Origin of the sequence: Flavobacterium sp. (assembly GCF_052437795.1) — a bacterium.
Classification (GTDB): domain Bacteria; phylum Bacteroidota; class Bacteroidia; order Flavobacteriales; family Flavobacteriaceae; genus Flavobacterium.
Genome location: NZ_JBQVPA010000004.1, coordinates 463,199 through 482,873, shown reverse-complemented (window position 1 = coordinate 482,873; position 19,675 = coordinate 463,199). Strand labels below are relative to the sequence as shown.

Annotated in this window: 16 protein-coding genes; 7 read left to right on the top strand and 9 right to left on the bottom strand. The window is 45.0% G+C overall.

Going from position 1 to position 19,675, the window contains the following annotated elements; all coding sequences use genetic code 11:
* Window positions 1–87: 87 nt before the first annotated feature.
* From ACT6R0_RS15085 to ACT6R0_RS15075, 3 genes are all read right to left on the bottom strand, one after another.
* A complete protein-coding gene (locus ACT6R0_RS15085) occupies window positions 88–2,232 on the bottom strand; it encodes a S46 family peptidase (RefSeq protein WP_444653933.1) in 2,145 nt (714 codons plus the stop codon).
* Between the two features lie 173 nt (window positions 2,233–2,405).
* Complete coding sequence (locus tag ACT6R0_RS15080) at window positions 2,406–3,797, bottom strand: S41 family peptidase (RefSeq protein WP_444653934.1); 1,392 nt, start codon at window positions 3,795–3,797, stop codon at window positions 2,406–2,408.
* Entirely contained in the window at window positions 3,794–4,594 is an 801-nt protein-coding gene (locus ACT6R0_RS15075; RefSeq protein WP_444653935.1) for a DUF5694 domain-containing protein, read from the bottom strand. The genes ACT6R0_RS15080 and ACT6R0_RS15075 overlap by 4 nt, the downstream gene beginning before the upstream one ends.
* A 221-nt stretch (window positions 4,595–4,815) precedes the next feature.
* Here ACT6R0_RS15075 and ACT6R0_RS15070 point away from each other — a divergent pair, with 221 nt between their 5' ends.
* The 3 genes from ACT6R0_RS15070 (at window position 4,816) to lysM (ending at window position 7,122) form a co-directional block, all read left to right on the top strand.
* Entirely contained in the window at window positions 4,816–5,859 is a 1,044-nt protein-coding gene (locus ACT6R0_RS15070; RefSeq protein WP_444653936.1) for a sensor histidine kinase, read from the top strand.
* A complete protein-coding gene (locus tag ACT6R0_RS15065) occupies window positions 5,856–6,557 on the top strand; it encodes a LytR/AlgR family response regulator transcription factor (protein ID WP_444653937.1) in 702 nt (233 codons plus the stop codon). Before ACT6R0_RS15070 ends, ACT6R0_RS15065 begins: the two co-directional genes overlap by 4 nt.
* A gap of 112 nt (window positions 6,558–6,669) precedes the next feature.
* Complete coding sequence (gene lysM / locus ACT6R0_RS15060; RefSeq protein ID WP_444653938.1) at window positions 6,670–7,122, top strand: peptidoglycan-binding protein LysM; 453 nt, start codon at window positions 6,670–6,672, stop codon at window positions 7,120–7,122.
* Window positions 7,123–7,308: 186 nt separating this feature from the next.
* Here lysM and rlmB read toward each other — a convergent pair whose 3' ends face one another.
* The 6 genes from rlmB to ACT6R0_RS15030 all read right to left on the bottom strand — a co-directional run bounded on the left by rlmB (window position 7,309) and on the right by ACT6R0_RS15030 (window position 15,724).
* Window positions 7,309–8,043: a 23S rRNA (guanosine(2251)-2'-O)-methyltransferase RlmB gene (gene rlmB / locus ACT6R0_RS15055; protein ID WP_444653939.1), complete on the bottom strand. Its 735-nt coding sequence runs from the start codon at window positions 8,041–8,043 to the stop codon at window positions 7,309–7,311.
* 59 nt (window positions 8,044–8,102) lie between these two features.
* Complete coding sequence (locus ACT6R0_RS15050) at window positions 8,103–8,606, bottom strand: lipid-binding protein (RefSeq protein ID WP_444653940.1); 504 nt, start codon at window positions 8,604–8,606, stop codon at window positions 8,103–8,105.
* Between the two features lie 12 nt (window positions 8,607–8,618).
* Entirely contained in the window at window positions 8,619–9,263 is a 645-nt protein-coding gene (locus tag ACT6R0_RS15045; protein WP_444653941.1) for an immunoglobulin-like domain-containing protein, read from the bottom strand.
* 12 nt (window positions 9,264–9,275) lie between these two features.
* Window positions 9,276–10,760 (bottom strand): SusD/RagB family nutrient-binding outer membrane lipoprotein, encoded by a 1,485-nt coding sequence (locus ACT6R0_RS15040; protein WP_444653942.1) that lies wholly within the window; start codon window positions 10,758–10,760, stop codon window positions 9,276–9,278.
* A gap of 10 nt (window positions 10,761–10,770) precedes the next feature.
* Window positions 10,771–13,920, bottom strand: coding sequence for a SusC/RagA family TonB-linked outer membrane protein (locus tag ACT6R0_RS15035; RefSeq protein WP_444653943.1), 3,150 nt, complete (start codon window positions 13,918–13,920; stop codon window positions 10,771–10,773).
* A gap of 139 nt (window positions 13,921–14,059) precedes the next feature.
* Window positions 14,060–15,724 carry a hypothetical protein gene (locus ACT6R0_RS15030; protein WP_444653944.1) on the bottom strand — a complete coding sequence of 555 codons (1,665 nt, stop codon included), beginning with the start codon at window positions 15,722–15,724 and terminating at the stop codon, window positions 14,060–14,062.
* Window positions 15,725–15,995: 271 nt separating this feature from the next.
* Here ACT6R0_RS15030 and rpsL point away from each other — a divergent pair, with 271 nt between their 5' ends.
* From rpsL to rpsJ, 4 genes are read left to right on the top strand one after another with little or no spacing between them, the layout of a single operon-like run.
* Window positions 15,996–16,403 (top strand): 30S ribosomal protein S12, encoded by a 408-nt coding sequence (gene rpsL, locus ACT6R0_RS15025; protein WP_108776531.1) that lies wholly within the window; start codon window positions 15,996–15,998, stop codon window positions 16,401–16,403.
* Window positions 16,404–16,428: 25 nt separating this feature from the next.
* A complete protein-coding gene (gene rpsG / locus ACT6R0_RS15020) occupies window positions 16,429–16,905 on the top strand; it encodes a 30S ribosomal protein S7 (RefSeq protein WP_444653945.1) in 477 nt (158 codons plus the stop codon).
* Window positions 16,906–16,941: 36 nt separating this feature from the next.
* Window positions 16,942–19,077: an elongation factor G gene (fusA, locus tag ACT6R0_RS15015; RefSeq protein WP_444653947.1), complete on the top strand. Its 2,136-nt coding sequence runs from the start codon at window positions 16,942–16,944 to the stop codon at window positions 19,075–19,077.
* 11 nt (window positions 19,078–19,088) lie between these two features.
* Complete coding sequence (gene rpsJ, locus ACT6R0_RS15010; RefSeq protein WP_020213633.1) at window positions 19,089–19,394, top strand: 30S ribosomal protein S10; 306 nt, start codon at window positions 19,089–19,091, stop codon at window positions 19,392–19,394.
* Window positions 19,395–19,675 lie beyond the last annotated feature (281 nt).

Genomic DNA, 19,675 nt, shown 5'->3' with positions numbered 1-19,675 from the left:
AGGGGAAGGGGGATGCATCACACTCATATTGATCAACAAAAAAAACCGCCCCTCATCAGGGCGGTCTATTATCTCTCATCTAACAGTCTATTTCACGATCGTCATCTCATCCACGATGTGCTTCGCTCCTGAGAATTTGTCGATGATCCATAGTACGTAGCGGATGTCTACGTTAATGGTCCTTTGCAGGTCTTTGTCGAAGATCACGTCTCCGGCCATGGCCTCGATGTTACCGTCGAATGCCAACCCGATAAGCTCGCCCTTGCCGTTAAGCACAGGTGAACCTGAGTTACCGCCTGTGATGTCATTGTCAGTAAGGAAGTTTACCGGCATGTAGCCAGCCTTATCGGCATAGCGGCCATAATCTTTCTTTTCGTACATGTCAAGCAATTTCTTAGGAAGGTCAAATTCCGGATCATTCGCCTTGTATTTTTTCACCTCACCCTGCATGGTAGTATAGTAGTTTTTCTTGGCATCGTTCCTCTTGTCTTTGGGTAGCGAACGTACTTTACCATACGTAAGGCGCAGCGTGCTGTTGGCATCCGGATAGTATTTCACGTTCGGATTTGCAAGCCTCATACCTTCGACCAAAAGACGGAACGATTTAGAAAAATCAGCGTCAAGCTTAGTCTGCTCTTCCGACTTTGCCCTGTATTTCGTCATCAGGTCTGATGAAAGCTTATATAGTTCATCCTTTTTCAAAACTTCAGCATTAGGGTTCTCAAGGAAAACAAGCAGCTTTTCCTTAGAACCGAAAATGCTCGAGTTGAACGCGTCGTTCACATAAGCTGTAAAGTTGTTGCCGTTTTTAGCGCCAAGTTCAGCTACGTAAGGAGCTATTGCAAAACCGGTAGACTTTGTAGCATAAAGGCCCAGTTGCGCGGCAAGCACATCTTTTTCAAGCGGCATGTACAATGTGGCATACGACTCTTCTATACCTGCTTTAAGCTCATCTTTCATCTGTGCCCTTGCAGCTTCGTTGGCACTGGCATAAGCCTCAAGCCCACGGCCCAGGCTGTATGGTAGGGGTGCCATTGTAGCGGTCCTCAACATACCCACAAGGTAATTGTCGTGGCGTGCCTTTTCGTTGGTTTTAGAGTAGAAGTTATTTATCGTTGCTATCACAGCGCCGTATTTCTCTTTATTTTCAGGCTTGTTGGCCCACTTGTTGAAGTCGGCTTCAGCCTTGGCTTTTGTTGCGGCAGTTTTGTGCTTTGTAAGCGCGTCGATCATCCCCTGGCGGTTTTTCCAGTAATTTGCCACGCTTGCATACTGCGATGCATAGTGCAGGTTCACATCCTCGCTCTTGTCCATGTGCACTTTCATTTTGTCCATGCCCAGCTTAGACGATTCTACCCACGCCGGGTAAGCGAACTTCACGTTCTGCTCGATCCCGCCCGCAGGCATCCAGCGGTTAGTACGGCCCGGGTAACCAAGGATCATGGCAAAATCATTCTCCTGAACACCTTTAAGGCTTACAGGTAAGTGGTGCTTCGGCTTCAGCGGTACATTGTTCACAGAATATTCCGCAGGGCTTCCGTCGGCATTAGCATACACGCGGAACATTGAGAAGTCACCTGTATGGCGGGGCCATTCCCAGTTGTCAGTATCGCCACCAAATTTACCGATGCTTTCCGGAGGCGTACCTACTAAGCGGACATCTTTATAGTCCTGGTATACAAAGTAGTAATATTCGTTCCCCTGAAAGAACGGGCGAACCGATACAGTATATTTACCGCCCTCGTTATTCTCCTTTTCGATAAGGGCGATCTCCTGTTGTATGGCTTTTTCCCTTTCAGCTTCGGTCATCGCAGGGTTTACCTTGCCCAATATCCTTTTGGAAACGTCGTCCATCCTTACGAAGAAACGCACGTAAAGGTCTTTCGGTTTCAGCTCGCCGGCGCGGTTGGCCGCCCAAAAACCATTTTTAAGGTAGTTGTGCTCCGGGCTCGAAAGCTCAGCAATGGCATCATAACCACAGTGGTGGTTGGTAAGCACAAGGCCGTCCTTAGAGATAAGCTCTGCGGTACACCCGCCGTTGAATTGCACTATGGCATCTTTCAGGCTGTGGTTGTTAATGCTGTAGATCTCCTCAGATGTAAGCTGTAGGCCCATTTTTTGCATGTCCCTGTGATTAAGGCGCTCAATGAACATCAGGAACCACATTCCCTCATCGGCCCTTACAGGCAGTACCATGAGCGACATGGTAAGGAACAGAATAAGTTTTTTCATATAATTAGAATAAGGTTAATAGTTGTGCTGATAAGTAGGGCTGAAACCGAAATCGTTACAGTAAATTACCAGTCTTTTCATTTTAAGGTGCGAAGATAACTGTTTTTTGAGAATTCCGTAAAATTCCGGTAATGGAAATGTGGATGGTGTCACAGTTTTTCACGCCAAAAACTTTAGTTCCCTATTAACTCTAACACATACTCCAAAGCATCCGTACTTTCAGGCAGCAGGATATCCGGCTGTATGCTGTCATTGTCCAATTTTCCGTTGGGACGCACATTTAGGCTTGTGGAAACCTGGAATGTAATGCGGCTATTGGGCAGCATGTACCACATCAGCGGGTCGGCATAAAAGCTGGAAAGGTTGCCGGTGGGCTGCCCGACAAGAATACCAAGATTATAATCCTTTACCATGGCGGCAAACATCGAACCCGCAGAAAAGGTATCATTATCTATCAGCAAATATACTTTTTTGGGATGCTTTAGCGCCGACCTGTAGGGTTTGCGTTCCTTATGCTCTACAACGGCAATGGCGCCGTCGCCGGTTTTCCAGATAGCTTTGGTATGTTCGTTAATGCCATACAGGAATTTTGCCCAACGCATGATGCCGGGAATGTATAGTTGCGTGAAGTTTGTCTTAAACTCCGGCGTTACCTTCCAAAGCGTGCGCGACGATATGCGAAAAGGCTTATCGGCAAAATAGCGTGCCATGTCTTCGCAGTACCGGCTGTCGCCTCCGTCATTGCCCCGCAGGTCGAGCACAAGGTTCTTTATACCCCTCCTGTTAATTTCGCGGAATGCCTTCCTGTAAAACTTTTTGTAATAGCTTCGTGGCATCGTTTCAAAATCGATAACCGTAATGAGTGCCGTGGCCTCATTGAGAAACGACAGGCTGCATATTTCTTTCTTTGGCGAAAGCGGTCCGCCATTTTCAAGTTTGTCGGACGTAACACCCTGCACCATGACAGGCGCATTGCTTCCGGACCAGATAACGCTGTAGGGCGGCTCCCAACCGTATACTTTCCAGACGTAGTAGGGGAACGATCCGCAGATGGCTTTTTCATCCAGAAGATCAAGTTCCTTGCCGCACTGTTTTTTCATGTCGGCATAAATTGCAGCCATTGGCACGCCATTGATGCTTATGATACTTTTAAATGTGTCTATGTTGGACGTGTCCCCGTAAATTTCAGCCGCATGGTAGACGTCCTCTTTTTTCTGAATGGTAAAGGGCAAAAACAGCCCGCCGCGGTCGGTATATTCTTTATAGAAAACAGAGGGATACGTTCGTGTGTGTGCGTCGTTCATAAATACAAGCACCTGTTCCGCCTTCCGCCAAAACCCGAATCTTGAAAGGCTGTCGGGCAGGCCGGACTTCACTTCTTTGAGGAATACATCCCATTCCTGTTTACTCCTGTAATGATAGGCATTAACATGCGAATAAACGATCCTGCCTACCATGGCGTCAATGTCCTGCTCCATCTGCTTCCGCGAAAGCATATCCTGGGAAAAAGCTTGCTGTAATGTTCCGGCCACCAACAGGATGATGGTAAAGATGGCTTTTATCATTTCAGCACGTCCTTAAGCTCCACAATCTCAAAAGTGTCATCAAATTTTATGAATTCACGTAAAAGGGCAGTATGGCCTGCACCCATGATCAGCATCACCTTATCATCTTCAGCTTCGGTCAGCTTTTGCAGGATGGAATAAATATACAGGTTGCGGCGGTACCATTCCGATACGAGTTGAGCCCCGGTAAAATCGTCTGCCTTTCCTGCTTTGTTAGCGATACTCAGGTACCAGCCAATATTGTCTTTGTCTTCTCCCGGCTTATTATGCTCCAGCAGCAATTGCGTTAAGGTATAGGTTGCTATCTTTTTGTTCTCACTTGCCTCAACCAATTTCATCATATTTTCATTCTTTTTCAGAAGTCCGTCCTGCCCTGCTGCTTTCATGGAGAGTAACAGGTCTTCATAAGGGAAAAGCGTTTCATTATAATCTACCGCATACATTCCGGGATGCTTCATCTTTTTGGCAGTACGCAATGCCAGCTGTATTCTTTCATCAGGGTTGCTTTTCAGGAGGCTATCGGTTTTCCTGAGGTATAATTTATCAAGTCCCTCCTGATTTTTGTACGACCATTCGACAAAAACTTTATCAGGGCCGAATGCCTTTATCTTGTTAGTGATGTTTTCCAATTCCTTCTGGCTCTTGGCCGACATAACATCAAAGGTATTTACCTGTGCTACATCGAGCCCGGGATTGGCGAAGTGAAAGGTGCCTATGATGAGTATCTGTTTCTTTTTGGACTGCCCGTAAGACAGTAATGAAACGGCGATCATCAGGGTTGTAAATAATGTTTTCATGGTGTTTCGTTTTTAAATTCATGTCAAAAATACAGTCAGGATATTAGCCGGATAAAAACTTTTGACGGATGGTCAGCCTGCATTGACTAACCCCAACTTTGAACCTTATTGAAAGTTCGACCCTTTTTTTCTAACTGTTCGTATAGGGAAATGCGCTATTGGTGTAAATAAATCATTTACCTTTATCACTATCGGTACTTTTGGGTTAAAATCCGATCATTATGAAACTGAAGATACCTTTTTACTACCATATTGTGCTTTTTGTATCACTGTTCCTGCTTTTTACCGGATGGGAGATCAGCACCCAAACCGAGAACATTGCCGCCCAATTCAGCGCATATAGTTTATTGTTCGGGGCTACGTACGTAGTGTCGTTATTTGCGATATACCTGCTCAATTATTACCTGGTATGCCCGGCCTTACTCAACCGCAGCCGTATTTTATTCTACGTATTCTCCGTCCCGGTATCGTTGCTGTTGTTCGCAGGAGTACGCTACCTTATAGAGGAGGTGGTTGTAAGCAGTATTACCGGTGTACATAATTATGCGCCCGGTTCGCTGGAGCCTTCGTTCTACATCCGCGACAATTTCTTTTTCGGCTTCCCATCGGTACTAATGTCGGTTTTGGTGTATATCTCCTGGCAATCGCATGTATACCGGATGAAGAACCAGTTACTGGAACTGGAGAACCGTAAGGCGCAGTTCACCCTGCTAAAGTCGCAGGTAAGCCCGCACTTTCTCTTTAACACCCTCAATTCGTTTTACAGTGAATGGGTTGAAAAGGATGAGCAAACCGCGGCCGATCTGCTAGTGCTCTCCGACCTGCTGCGCTACATCATTACCGAAAGCGATAAGGAGCGGGTGCCGCTGGCGAAAGAACTGGAATTCATCAGTAACTACATCACCCTGCATAAAAAGCGGTTTGAAAATGAAATGTCGCTTGATCATGACGTTAAAGGCGATGCTGGGGAACAGATGATCCTTCCCGCAGTGCTCATCCATTTTTTAGAGAATGTTTTTAAGCATGGGGTCATTAATGATCATGCTAAAAAAGCATCTGTCAGTATAGTCATTACCGATGGGACTTTGGAAATGCATACCCGCAACCACATACAGCGCGGGGAGAACTATTCGTCGACCGGCATTGGCTACAAAAACCTTTCCGACCGCCTCCGGTATGCCTATGGTGATGATATTATGCTGGAAAAGACGACCGAAAATGATATTTTTACAACCCATTTAAAACTGCCGCTAAGCCGCCCATGAAAATCACCTGCATTATAGTCGACGACGAACCGCCAGCCATCCGCCTGCTCGAAAAGTATGTGGAACGTATTCCGTTTTTGGAAAAGCTTGCCGTTTTCAGCGATTCGTTAAAGGCATTGGAATTCCTCAACAGCAATAGTGTTGACCTGGTCTTCCTCGACATCCAGATGCCCCAGCTAACGGGTTTGCAACTATCAAAGATCATTGGCGACAACGTGAAAGTGATCTTTACGACTGCCTATCCTGATTTTGCACTGGAAGGATTCGATCTCAACGCGACCGACTACCTGCTCAAGCCCATTGCCTTCGAGCGGTTCTACAAGGCGGTTTCAAAACTTACGAACGGAAATAAAACTACCCATTCCCAACATAGCCCGGCTAATGAATACATCTTCATTAAAACCGATGGTAAGAACAAGTTTGCCAAGGTGTTCCTGGACGACATCCTCTACGTTGAAGCCCTGCAGAATTATATGAGCATTCATACGGGTGGCGATACCATCATTACCCATAGTTCGCTGAAAAACATCCTCGACCTGCTTCCTGCTAATGATTTCATACAGATACATCGCTCTTATGCGGTTGCCATAAAGCATATCGACACTACTGATAGCTTTTCTGTTTTCATAAAGGGAAAAGAACTGCCATTGGGAAATACGTACAAGGAGGCCTTTTTTAAGAGGATAGGGGAAGTGTAGTATTTAAGAATGATCTTTGGATTCTGCATAAACATTTGCTAAACTTTGCGGACCCACGCTCACCAAAACTTCAGTTTTAGTAACTTTAAGTATCAATTTAAAAGCTAAAACTATGAGCACATTATCATTTCTGAAGGACCTGGGTGAAAAGATCATAAGCAGTAACGCGCAAACCCCCGAGAACGACCACAAGACAGCCGACGAGTTATTTAACTACATAAAGAAACTTGGGCTTACGTATAAAAACATCAGGATAGCTGCGACCGCCGGCAAAGTAGTGCTTGAAGGTGAGGTGGATACCCAGGCTGAAGCCGAAAAGATCGGCATTGCAATAGGAAATGTACAGGGCGTAGAGTCGGTTGAGAATAAGATGCGCGTGACAGTTTCGGAACCCGGATCACAGTACCATACTGTGGTTTCAGGAGATTCATTGTCTAAGATCGCAGGCAAATACTATGGAGATGTGCAGAAATATGACATCATATTCGATGCCAACAAACCAATGCTTTCCAATCCAGACAAAATATATCCGGGGCAGGTATTGAGGATCCCGGCACAAAAATAAGCCAGGCATACAACAGATGAAAAATGGAGTATATTTGTCTCAAGATCAATTTACGGGACAATTATACTCCAAGTGTTTTTGGCCCTTATTTGCCTTCATTATACTGAGGGTGTCAACTCAGAAAATATCTCTTATAAAAAAAGATACTGATCGATATATGGTCGTTATATGGATAGATATTGATCACTAGCCTCGCTGCCTAACGGTCTCATATAAAAAAGCACCACAGGCAACAGATACATTTAAAGATCCTATGGTACCAAACATTGGTAACTTCGCCTTTTCGTCAACGATCTTCAATACAGACGGATTGATCCCCCTGTCTTCCGATCCCATAATGATGGCTAATGGCTGCTTAAGGTCGATGTCATAAATGTTGTCGTCGGTCTTTTCGGTGGCAGCAACGGTTTTAATGCCCGATCCCTGCAGGTGGAATATAGCATCCTTAATATGCTCCACTTTACAGATAGGCACATTGAACACAGCGCCGGCAGAAGTTTTTACCGTATCGCCATTCACCGGTGCAGAACCCTGCTTTTGTACGATGATACCGTCCACACCTGTACATTCGGCCGTGCGGATGATGGCGCCAAAATTACGCGCGTCGCTCAACTGGTCAAGTATTAGGAATAATGGTGTCCTGCCGCTTTCCAAAACGTTCTCTACCAACGTCTCCAGGTTATGGAAGGCGATCGGTGCAATGCTTGCCACTGCCCCCTGGTGGTTATTATGGGTAAGCCGGTTCAGCTTTTCTACGGGAACGTAGGAGAAATTAATATTATTCTTTTTTAGCGTTTTCATTAGGTCGCGCATCAGGTCGCCATCCGCATCTTTCTGAATAAATACTTTGTCGATCTCCTTGCCTGAATTTATCGCTTCAATGATCGCCCGTATGCCAAATATCTGGTGTTCTTTTTCCATGCAGCAAAGGTATAAAAAAACCACCCGTTGCAGGGTGGTTCAAAAAGCAATATTAAAAATTAATGCTCATCTTCTTCAAAACCGGTACGCTTGTGCCCGGCATAGATCAGCGTCTGGGTTGGCTCGTAGTCGAATACCGCTTTAAAATAAATACTGTCAACTACTACACCAGAAGTAGAACGCCCACCATTTTTGATGATCTTACCTTCTGTAATGGTTACTGCAGATTCGTCGGCAAAGTTCATCTCGTCGGTAGCAGTAAAAGTAAGGTTGGACAGGTCAGCGTCAAGGGCGCTTTCGAGCCACCACCCGGTAAATCCGGTCCCCAGTCTGTCAGTAATGAACAGGCGGCCGTTGCTGTCATATGTTTTGTGCAGCGCGTTTTCTACCTGCACTTCGCCGGATGCTTCGTCAGTAATGGTAATATACCATTCCCCATTCATGGCCTGGGTAGCGGTACCTCCTGCATCGTAGTCACCATAGCCGTCTTCTTCACAGGCCGTAAAAGTTAACATGCCAAATGAAAGGGCTATAAAAGCTATTTTATTTCTTAATTTCATCATGATCTTATTTTTTTATCTTGTGAAGTTCCTTACGGCCGTACCATAGTAAGATGACGCCGAAAGCACCCAATTGAAACTGTTTTGGTTTACGATCTGTCCCGAAATACTCTCTACATCAATGCCGCTTACGGATACATTTTCCTGATATGGAATGTAAAGCTGCTCATCATCAATATTATAGAAAGTCACATTGAGTAAATTTTTGTCGTCACTCAACGCAAGACCTCCTGCATTGTTCGCCTGGTATACCCTGTCTGCCAGCCTCGTTACAGTATTTGGGTTGCCATTCCTATAAAAGGTACCTTCAAGGTTCACACTGCTTGGGTCCGATTCCAATACGATCACGATCCTGCGTACTTCGGCAGGGAATCCATCTTCGTTAATGGAAGAATAATAAATGTCGTAAACTCCGGGAGTACTGGTGTCTACAGTACCATCTACAGTTACATCTACCGGTTGGCCGTCTATAGTTGCTGTTACGCCCGGATCGGTAAAGGTATCACCCTCATTAAGTACCGTTATCCTATCACCTGCCATATCCAATACAGCATAATAAGTTACCGATGAGCTTACCGCGTCTTCATTTGAGCATGAAGTTATAGCCATTGCGATCGTGCAGATTGCAATTGCCGCTTTATATCTTAATATTTTTTTCATAATTGCCAAGATTTATTCTGGTTTTTGATCCCACCATACTTTTTGGGTCAGCGTCGAATGCTGCGTGATATTCGGGTTTCGGGTTACTTCATCATCGGGATAGAACAGTATGCTCGGTATCGTAGTGCCAGGCAGTATAGATATTGCGGAAGGTATGCGGTTTCCTTCTGCATAATCTTGTGTACCTGTTTCGACCACCTCAGGGAATTTAGTCCTTGTGGCTTCAATATAGGCCTCGATGTTATTTACATAAGCCAATGCCGCCCATTTCTGAATTATTACCTGCCTTACCGTTCCTTCAACAGTCCCACCCGTTTGGTATTCGTAAACATCACCTGCACCTATATAATCTGCAGCAGATTCGCCTGTTAAGCCGAAATACTCGCTATAAGTGGCAAATGAAGCTGTAACACCGGCATCATATTTTTCTTTTGCGCCTGTGCCACCGGAATACCTGATGAGCGCTTCTGCCTGAAGGAAATTGCTTTCCGACACTGTCATTAGGAATACTGGCGTAACAGGGCCAATGTTCGGACGGGCGTAAGCGACAGCTGTATTATTGAAGTCATTTCCGGTACCCTGGTCGATAGATGCATAAGTACCACCGGTCCCGGGACGGAATACGGCTTCCAGCCTTGGGTCATTGTTTTGGTTATAAAAACCTGCGAGCGTATTGCTGGCGATATGGTTTACATCACCTAGTCCTGTTTGTGACAAAAATACCTCATAGAAAGGGTTCCTTTTGTTTGCTGACGAAGTATACAGGTCAAACTTTACGTCTTCTGTAATAAAGTTACCTTCATTGATCAAGGCGGTTACAGCGGCAGGATCTGCCTGTGGTGTATAAGCCATCCTTATATACATCCTTAATTTAAGCGTGTTTGCGAACTGTATCCATTTGTCCATGTCGCCATCAAAAATAACATCCTGATCACCCACTTCTGCTTCCACAGGATTCGCCTCATATGCAGCTACGGCGGCATCGATCTTTGTTATAATGTCGGCATAGATCTCTTCTCCGGGCGTTACCACAGGTGTGATATTACCATTCTGCAATGCTTCAGTATACGGTACGTCCCCAAAAAGGTCTACAAGGTAGTGGAACGTATATCCACGCAATACTTCTGCTATAAGCAAAGTCGCTGTATCGCCTGCCTCAGTAGATTCTGCCGATACGAACTTAAGGTCATTTAACACACCGGCATAAAGGATCGTCCATGGTGTGTTGGCGTATGTAGTGTTCAGGTTGTACGAATCGATGTTCTCGAACTGGCTCGCACTTGGAGACTGGGTATGGTACTGGGCGTAAAATCCGCCAATGTTCATAAATTCGCCTCCCACTACAGATGCCAGCGCACCTTCCGCAGACGTTAGCGCCAGGCCTGCATTAATCTCTTCAGGAAAATTGGGATCTGTGTTGATGTCGAGGTTGTCCTCGCAAGACACAGTAAATATCCCTGCCAGAAAGAGTATCAAAAATTTATTTATATTTTTCATAGATAATTTATTAGAAAGTTGCTTTTAAGCTGAATCCGAGGCTTCTAGTTGACGGGTTGGCGCTAAATTCACCAAATTGACCGGCAAGGTCGTTACCAAAAGTTGATGCTTCAGGGTCAATGTACTGGTTGCTGCTTGGTGTCCAAAGGAACAGATTTCGTCCTATCACAGAGAATGTTAGCGATTGGATCTGTGTTCTGTCCAATAGTTTGGTCGGGAATTTGTAGCTTAATACCACTTCACGAAGTTTTATGAACGATTTGTCGATAACCGTGTTACGGGCATTAGCATCTGCACGGTAGTAGTCATCCATATGCTCCACATCTACAGGTGTTGTGTTAGGTGCATAAGTTACAGAACCGTCGCCTGCAGTCGTCTTTACTACTGAATTTGGTACGATGAAAGGGTTCCTGTCATTATACACAGTAGTAATGGAGTTACCGGTGAATCTTGTTATATCAGCTGTTCTTGAGTACATAAGGCCACCCTCCCTGATATCCAAAGTGAAGTCCAGTGAAAGTCCCTTCCAGCTTAATGTATTACTGATACCCATAGTATAGTCATATTGTGTATCGCCATATACTTGCTGGTTAGGGGAGGCTACCGGCACACCATTTGCATCCACTACAACATTTCCGCTAGGGTCTCTTTCGGGAACATAGCCTTTAATAAGGCCTACAGGTTTTCCTTCTTCGGCTAAATATTGCATAGTGGTAAGGCCGCCCAGCTCTACATTCTGAATGCGTGGGTCAAGTTCCTCAAGTATAGTTTCCGCTTTAGTATAGTTAAGGCTTGAGCTCCAACTGAAACCACCTGGATCTCTTACCCAGTTGATGTTGATCAATCCTTCAAAACCTTTGGTGCGGAGCGTACCTACGTTGGTGCGCTGGGAGGTGTATCCTGTACTAGGTGCCAGTGGCAGATCAAGTATTTGGTCTTTCACCTTAGCGTCAAAGTATGTAGCGTCAATAGTTATAAGATTATCGAAGAAGGAAAGTTCTGTACCTACCTCAAGCTCTGTTTTAATCTCAGGCCTCAGGTCCAGGTTTGCCATCCTGTTGCCAATTCCGTAGGCATTTATACCATTAATAGGAAAAGTAAGGTTTCCGAAGCCCATCACTACGTTGGTTGGTGTATTTACGGCAAATACCTGGTAAGGGTCGGTACCTGTACCGGTCGATCCGTAACCTACACGCAACTTACCGTAATTCAATACTTTGTTTATACCAGAAAAAGTACGGGTGAACACCCAGCTTAGGTTACCACCTGCATAAAGTTGCGACCTGTTATCCTTAGGAAGTGTAGAGAACCAGTCGTTCCTAAGGTTTCCGGTAAGAAATAGCTGGTCGTCATACGACAATGTGGTGGTATTGTAGAGGCCGTATATCTTATCTTCCGACATATTGGTGCCAACTGCAGGTATCTCTGAACTGTTCGCAAGATTGTAAAAGTTCGGGATGTCCTGGCTTGATACCGATGCGCTAAGGCTGTTGAAATGCTGAGATTGGATGTTAAAACCCGGAGATGTTTGAAGTTTTAGTTTCTCTGTCAGTTCAAGATCAAAGTTCATTATGAAGTCATGATTGAGCATCTTAGCGTGTGAGTATACTTCCGCGTAACTTCCTGGGTTCTCTGTAGAAGAGCCATCATTAGGGCTTCCCGGAGCAGCATCGATCCTTGATGTCCAAATTTTGCCCCTGTCCGTTGAAAAGTCCATACCGAAGCGGTAGGTAGCGTTCATCCAGTCATTAACCGTATAAGTGGCTTCAAAAGATCCGTAAACGCGTTCACGTTTGTTTTGGGCACCATTCTCATTAAGTGAAAAGTATGGGTTGGTAACACCGTAAGGCGTATAGTAATTGCTCACATTATGGAACGGGTTGTTGTAGTCTTCAAATTCCGTGATAGGGATATCGGTAGGGATCTGCAAGAGGTTATTGTATGCGGTAGCGCCCTGTCCTGTACCTACACTGCTCCCCGAATTGCTCACGTAGCTCATGGAGCCGCTAATGCTAAGGTTTTTAAATTTAGAGGTGGCTGCAAGGTTCAGTACATTTCGTTCAAAAGAATCGGCATCAGTAGGGTAGATACCGTCCTGCTGCGTATTGGTGTATGACAGTCGCACGGTACTATCTCCATGGCCGCCGGATACTGATACTGAATTGACCCTTGATGTACCTGTTGTGAAAAAGTTCTCCAATTGGTCTTTCTGGAAAGAATAAGGCTTCAGTAACTGGCTGTTGTTCACAATGTGCCCCCATACCCTTGGCTGCCCGTCAAAGCGCGGACCCCACGATCCGTTCTCTGTAAGGTAGTGTACACCGTCCCATCCCTGTCCGAAAGTAGACTGGTATTTAGGTGTCCTGTTGATCTGTGTGAAGGAGGTCGCATTGGTGTATTCAACGCTCAGCCTGCCTTCTTTTCCTTTTTTAGTAGTGATCAGGATCACACCGCCCGCTGCCCTGGAGCCATAAAGGACCGTAGCCGAAGCACCTTTAAGGATCGTCATGGTCTCAATGTCCTGAGGGTTGATGTCCGATGCTGCGTTACCAAAGTCATACCCGTTATTCAGGCTCGAAGAAGAGTTGGAACGCTCGAACAATGGCACTCCGTCAACAACGTATAAAGGCTGGTTGCTCTTGGTAAGCGATTTAATACCCCTGATCATAACGCTCGAGGATGCACCGGGATCCGTAGAGCTGTTGGAGATGACCACACCCGCAACTTTACCTTTAATAGCATCTGAAATGTTGGTCTGTTGACCTTCCAGGATCTCTTCCGACTTTAATGTGGTGGTCGCGGCACCAATGGATGATTTTTCCCTGCGGATACCTACCGCTGTTACCACTACGCCTTCAAGTTCTGTAGCCTGGTCTTCGAGGCTGGCATTAATGGTGGTTGCGGCGGCCGAATACTCCTTGGTTCCCATCCCGATGTAAGTAAATACAAGCGTTTGTTGCGGAGACGCCTGGATCTGGAACTTACCGTCAAAATCAGTCTGGGTTCCGGTGGTAGTGCCTTTTACCATCACGCTCACCCCGGGGATCGGCATTCCTGCCTGATCTGTAACAGTACCTGATACTGTCCTTTCCTGTGCAAATGAACTTTGCATCGTTAACGCAAACAGGAGCGTTAACAAAACATGCAGCTTTGTCTTCATTGAAATAGATTTGAGTTAGTCTATCAAATGTCTGACGAAGTATTTACATTACCAAAATATTTAATGATTTTTTAATATAATTTTAATATGAATTTTAGAACCTTAGTAGGAAATTAACTAAATATGTAAGTTTTTAATGTTAAAAATTGGTTTTAAAACTTATGTGCACAATTGAGTTCGAAAGTTTTATCTGTTGTCCCTTGGTAGTACCGTTAGCATAAACAATGTTAAAGAGCCCGTTTTTAGTGAACAGGCCTATGCCAAAGCCTAATCCGGTAAGGTGGTCGCTTATGTTATTTGCTTCGTCCCTGAAATATCCGTAATCAGTGATCGAGTGTGCATAAAGTCCCGGTGACAGCATGTAGCGGTATTCGGCCATGAGGGCTGTGTACAGGTTGGCCTGCAGGCTGTTCTCGTTAAACCCCCGTATGGAATTGATCCCGCCAAACCGGTGCAGCTCATTTATAATATAGGTATCGCTTTTTAAATAATAAGAATGGCTCTTAATGTTGATGATGTTCTTTTTGTTAAGGTAAAAATTGTGTGCGGCATTGGCTTGTATAAAATACTGCCCGCTGTTCCCGGTGCCACCGATCCTTTTTCCGGTGCCTCCTTTTACGAGCAGCATCGTTCTTTCGGGAAAAATAAAGTCATCTATATTAAAGCCGGTAAACTCATAGCTTGCTGTGTAGAACCGGTTGTTATAATCGCTCAGTGACGCGGTGTTGCTGTTTTGGATGTCGACCGACTGTGTGCTTTGGTAGCCTAAAAAAGCCTTGGAATTATAGCTGAAGTAGTAGCCTAGATTCACGTCGGTCACGGTATTCTGGAAAGTGCTGTCCTGTTTGAATATCCTCAATCCGGCCTTGATGCCTATCGGGCTTCGGAACATATAGGGCAGTTCGGTAGCCGAGTTGAAAGTAGTTTGCTTGTTGCCGTCGTTCTTCCAGAACAGGGTGAACTTCTCTCCGGAATTGAGTACGTTGTTCAGGTTCAGGTCGAGATAGCCGTTGAATATCATGTTGCTCTCGTCGTCGTTGGAGAATCCGATAAAGCCGTCAAAGCTGTTTGGTTTTGCTTTTTGCAGGTATACATACACTTTTGTGGAGTCTTCTTTAAATAGTATTTCGGGGTAGCGTGCCTGGGTCACAAAGCGCAGTGCGTTAAAGTCGTTATATACCCGTTGCAGGTTCTCCTGGTTGAAAGTCTTCTTTTTATACTGCCTTGCGATGTTTTTGCGAATACCCTCGGGAAATTTGGGATATCCCTCGATCACAATGTCGTCAAGCGTGCGCAGTTTTTCGGTCTTCATATCCAGGCGTGCGGTGAGGGCGCTGCCTTTTTTTTCATAGTCTTTTAATTGGAGCGAGCTTAATGAGTAGCCTTTGCGTTCCAGTAGAGCAAGGCTTCCAGCCATAAAGGGTTCGATCTCTTCCATCTGCATTATGAGGGTGTCTTTACTGATGTTTAGCAGTTCTTTTTCCTGGGAGGAAAGGTTGCCGGTGTATATGTATAGGTGTTTGGTTTTTTCGCCAACGGAAAATGTATACACGAAAGTAGAGTCGTTAGTTTTAAGGTGGGCAAGCTCGTGATTCTCCAGGTAGCCTCTCTTTAATAAGGCAGAGGAGAGGAGTGCGGCTTCATCGGCAGCCGACTTTGCATTTTGGTGTAGCCTGTTATAAGGTATGGAGTCGATGGTTTTGGTTTCCGCTGCATTACGCCCCCCGATATTGAGATGGAAGTTTTGCGCTTTTGCTGAAAAAAAGCCAAGACATACTATATATATAAGGAGTAGTTTTTTCAACCGGGAAATTCTTAGTGTAAAATAACGCAAAAATATCCGAAATAATATAATGAAGCAGAGGAGGTCCGGAATGCGAATGCAGAATATTTGTCGTCAAGTTGATCTCTGGTACAGGTACAATTCGTAGCCTGATTTTCTTTTGTAATTTTGCGCTGCGGGGATAAGGTTTGAAAATTAATGTATTACAGTTTGTTTTATTGTTTTTAATTTCTACATTTGCAACCCCGTAAAAAGCGGGTTTTTTAATCAAAAGAAATTTTAGTATTTAATTATGCCAACAATTCAACAATTAGTAAGAACAGGGAGAGCCCAGATAACTAAGAAGAGTAAATCGGCTGCTTTAGATTCTTGTCCTCAAAGAAGGGGCGTTTGTACACGTGTGTACACTACGACACCAAAGAAACCAAACTCTGCAATGCGTAAAGTTGCAAGGGTACGTTTGACGAATGGTAACGAAGTGAACGCGTACATCCCGGGCGAAGGACACAATCTTCAAGAGCACTCGATAGTATTAGTTAGAGGCGGAAGGGTAAAAGACTTGCCGGGTGTAAGGTACCACATCGTTCGTGGTGCACTTGATACCGCAGGTGTGGCTGGAAGGACACAACGCAGGTCAAAGTATGGGGCCAAGCGTCCGAAACCAGGACAGGCGCCAGCTGCAACCGGAAAGAAAAAGTAATTTAAGAACGCTTTAAAGAAAAGACATGAGAAAAAGACAGGCCAAGAAAAGACCTCTTTTACCAGATCCAAGGTTTAATGACCAACTTGTAACACGTTTTGTGAACAACCTAATGTGGGACGGTAAAAAATCAACTGCTTTCAAAGTGTTCTATGATGCTATTGAGATCGTGGAGAACAAAAAGCAGGATGCTGAGAAATCGGCGCTTGAAACATGGAAAGATGCTATTAACAACGTTATGCCGCACGTAGAAGTACGCAGCCGCAGGGTTGGTGGTGCTACATTCCAGATACCTATGCAGATCCGTCCGGACAGGAAGATCTCTATGGCAATGAAATGGATGATACTTTATGCAAGGAGAAGAAACGAGAAATCTATGGCTCAGAGGCTGGCTTCTGAAATTTTAGCTGCTGCTAAAGAAGAAGGTGCTGCTGTTAAAAAGAGGATGGATACTCACAAGATGGCAGAAGCGAACAAAGCATTCTCTCACTTTAGGTTTTAATTCATAAAGAAAACAAAACATCACATCTAATAAATAATGGCAAGAGATTTAAAATACACGAGAAATATTGGTATTGCTGCCCACATTGATGCGGGTAAGACCACAACTACCGAGCGTATCCTTTTCTATACGGGTAAATCCCACAAGATAGGTGAGGTACACGATGGTGCAGCAACCATGGACTGGATGGCGCAGGAGCAGGAGAGGGGTATTACCATTACTTCGGCTGCTACGACATGTACATGGAACTTCCCTACAGACCAGGGCAAGACTACCGGTGACTCTAAAGATTACCATTTCAACATCATCGATACCCCGGGACACGTTGACTTTACCGTTGAGGTGAACCGTTCCCTAAGGGTACTTGACGGACTTGTGTTCCTTTTCAGCGCCGTTGACGGTGTTGAACCACAGTCTGAAACCAACTGGAGGCTTGCTGATAACTACAAAGTTCCACGTATGGGCTTTGTGAACAAAATGGACCGCCAGGGGTCTAACTTCCTTGCTGTTTGCCAGCAGGTGAAAAGCATGCTTAAATCAAACGCGGTGCCTATCGTACTTCCGATCGGTGACGAAGCTGACTTTAGGGGTGTTGTAGATCTTATCAAGAACCAGGCTATCGTGTGGCATGATGACACTCAGGGCGCTACTTTCGACATCGTTGAAATCCCTGAGGACATGAAAGAAGAGGCGCGTCAGTACAGGTCACAGCTTATTGAAGAGGTGGCTGCTTATGACGAGAACCTTCTTGAGAAATACATGGAGGACGAAAACTCCATTACAGAAGAGGAAGTTAACGAGGCGCTAAGGAAAGCTACCATTGATATGGCTATCATCCCTATGCTTTGTGGTTCTTCATTCAAGAACAAAGGTGTACAGTTCATGCTTGACGCGGTTTGTAAATTCCTTCCTTCACCACTTGACAAAGAGGCTATCGAAGGTACTAACCCTGATACTGACCAGCCTATCACGCGTAAGCCATCAGTTACTGAGCCGTTCGCGGCGCTTGCGTTCAAGATCGCTACTGACCCTTATGTTGGACGCCTGGCGTTCTTCAGGGCTTATTCAGGCCGTCTTGATGCGGGTTCTTATGTTCTTAACAACCGTTCAGGTAACAAGGAGCGTATCTCCCGTATCTACCAGATGCACGCTAACAAGCAAAACCCTATCGAGTACATCGAGGCAGGTGACATTGGTGCGGCTGTAGGCTTTAAAGATATCAAGACTGGTGATACACTTTCTGATGAGAAAAACCCTATCGTTCTTGAAAGTATGAACTTCCCTGATCCGGTGATCGGTATCGCTGTTGAGCCTAAAACTAAGGCTGACGTTGATAAGATGGGTATGGCTTTGGCAAAACTTGCTGAAGAAGATCCAACGTTCACAGTTAGGACTGACCATGCTTCAGGACAAACGATCATCTCTGGTATGGGTGAGCTTCACCTTGACATCCTTGTAGACCGTCTTAAGCGTGAGTTTAAAGTAGAGGTTAATCAGGGCGAGCCACAGGTAGAGTACAAAGAAGCTATCACACGTGAAGCACAACACAGGGAGACTTACAAAAAGCAATCCGGTGGACGTGGTAAATTTGGTGATATCGTATTCCGTCTTGGGCCGGCAGACGAAGTTGACGGAAAAGTGCCAATGGGACTTCAGTTCGTTAACGAAGTTAAAGGTGGTAACATCCCTAGGGAATTTATCCCATCTGTAGAAAAAGGCTTTAGGGAAGCGATGAAACAGGGGCCTCTTGCAGGTTATGAAATGGACAGCATGAAGGTAACACTTCTTGACGGTTCATTCCACCCGGTTGACTCGGATGCACTTTCTTTCGAACTTGCTGCAAAAATGGGTTACAAAGAAGCTGCAAGGAGCGCGGGAGCTGTTATCCTTGAGCCGATCATGAAACTTGAAGCGCTTACGCCGGAAGAGAACATGGGTGATATCGTGGGTGACCTTAACCGTCGCCGTGGACAGATCAATAACATGGATGACAGGGCAGGTGCCAAGGTGATCAAAGCCAGTGTGCCTCTTTCAGAGATGTTTGGCTATGTAACTACCCTAAGGACATTGTCTTCAGGAAGGGCAACATCAACAATGGAATTCTCTCACTATGCTGAGACACCATCTAACATTGCTGATGATGTAATTAAAAAAGCAAAAGGTAACGCTTAATTAGAAAGAAAATGAGTCAAAAAATCAGAATAAAACTAAAATCATACGATCATAGCCTGGTAGACAAATCTGCCGAGAAGATCGTTAAGACTGTAAAAAGTACAGGTGCAGTGGTAACGGGTCCTATTCCCCTTCCTACGCACAAGAAGATCTTCACTGTACTACGTTCACCGCACGTGAACAAAAAATCAAGGGAGCAGTTCGAGGTTAGCTCGTACAAGAGGCTTCTTGATATTTACAGTTCATCTTCAAAAACTATCGATGCTCTAATGAAATTGGAGCTTCCTAGTGGTGTTGAAGTAGAGATCAAAGTGTGATAATTCATACGAAATATAAAAGAGCCCTGGTATAATGCCGGGGCTTTTTGCGTGGTATAATCCGGATATTAAGCATCTGTCCTGGTTGCATCCGGCTTAAATTCCGTTTACTGTGAAATGCATCAGGCTCCCGTTGTGCTATTTGGGTTGATCTCTGGGACGAATTGCAGGGATGGGTATTTTGATTACAAAAAGCATTATAATGGCGGCTACAAATGTGCATATTTGCAGAATATCAAATATTTTGCATTTATTTTTTTGTAAGTGTTTGATTATCTCAA